This is a genomic window from Roseburia sp. 1XD42-69 (assembly GCF_003612565.1).
Taxonomy (GTDB): Bacteria; Bacillota; Clostridia; order Lachnospirales; family Lachnospiraceae; genus Roseburia_B.
This window is the reverse complement of the sequence record NZ_RAZG01000217.1, coordinates 1-1,261: the sequence shown is the minus strand read 5'-3', so window position 1 is coordinate 1,261 and position 1,261 is coordinate 1. Positions and strand designations below refer to the sequence as shown.

At 47.6% G+C, this 1,261-nt stretch carries 1 protein-coding gene; it reads left to right on the top strand.

Annotated features, from left to right (window positions below; translation table 11 throughout):
- Positions 1-19: 19 nt before the first annotated feature.
- Positions 20-1,261, top strand: a 1,242-nt coding sequence (locus D7Y06_RS25185) for a DegT/DnrJ/EryC1/StrS family aminotransferase (protein ID WP_147415790.1), incomplete at its 3' end; no start/stop codon positions are given.

The window sequence follows — 1,261 nt, the reverse complement described above, 5'->3', positions numbered from 1 at the left end:
TCGAAAAGGAATCAGAAAAATGAGTAAATTAGCAATCCATGGCGGAAAAAAAGTAAGGACAAAGCTCTTCCCGGCTTACAGGGTCATCGGGGAAGAGGAAGAAAAGGCAGTTGTGGAAGTTTTAAGAAGCGGCATCCTGTCGAAATACTTAGGATGCTGGGCGGATGATTTTTACGGGGGGCCCCAGGTCCAGGCGATGGAAAGGGAATGGGCCGCTTTTTACGGCGTAAAACATGCCATATCCGTAAATTCGGCCACTTCGGCCCTCTACTGTGCCGTGGGGGCCATCGGGACCCGGCCGGGAGAGGAAATCATTGTATCCCCCTATACCATGTGCGCCTCCGCAACGGCCCCCCTTATTTATAATGCAGTCCCGGTGTTTGCTGACATAGAGTATGACTATTACTGCCTGGACCCGGAGGATGTTGAAAGAAAGATCACAGAAAAAACAAAAGCCATTATCACCGTGGACATCCTGGGACAGCCCTATGATGCGAAACGCATCCATGAAATCGCAAAAAAACATGGGCTGTACGTGATTGAAGATAATGCCCAGGGGCCATTGGCCATGTACCAGGGGAACTATGCAGGGACCCTTGGGGACATCGGGATATTTTCTTTAAACTACCACAAGCATATCCACTGCGGCGAGGGAGGCATACTGGTAACAAATGACGATGAACTTGCGGAACGCCTCCGCCTAATCCGCAACCATGCAGAGGCGGTTGTGGAAAAGAAAGGGGTTTCCAATTTGAACAATATGATTGGGTTTAACCTTAGAATGACAGAGATTGAGGCGGCCATTACCAGGGAACAGTTAAAGAAGGTGAAATGGCTTGTGGAAGAAAGAAGGAGGAATGTCACCTATCTTGAGGAAAATTTAAAGGACATCCCCTTTTTAACCATGCCGAAAATCAGGGAAGGCTGCGAGCATTCCTATTATGTCCATGCCATTAAATATGATGAAAAGAAAACAGGGGTGGCCAGGGAAAAATTTGTGGAAGCCCTGCAGGGGGAGTTAATGCCCATTGAACTTCGGGAGACGGAGGGTGTGAAAATAGGTTTAGGCTATCAAAAGCCCTTATACCACCAGCCCATTTTCCGGGAAAAAACCGCATACGGCAATACCCATTATCCCTTTTCCGAAACTGTGGAATACACGGATGAGGCCTGCCCTGTATGTGAAAAAGTATGTAATTCGGAGACAATCTTCCATGAATTGATGCGCCCCTATATGACAAAAGAGGATTTGGATGATGTT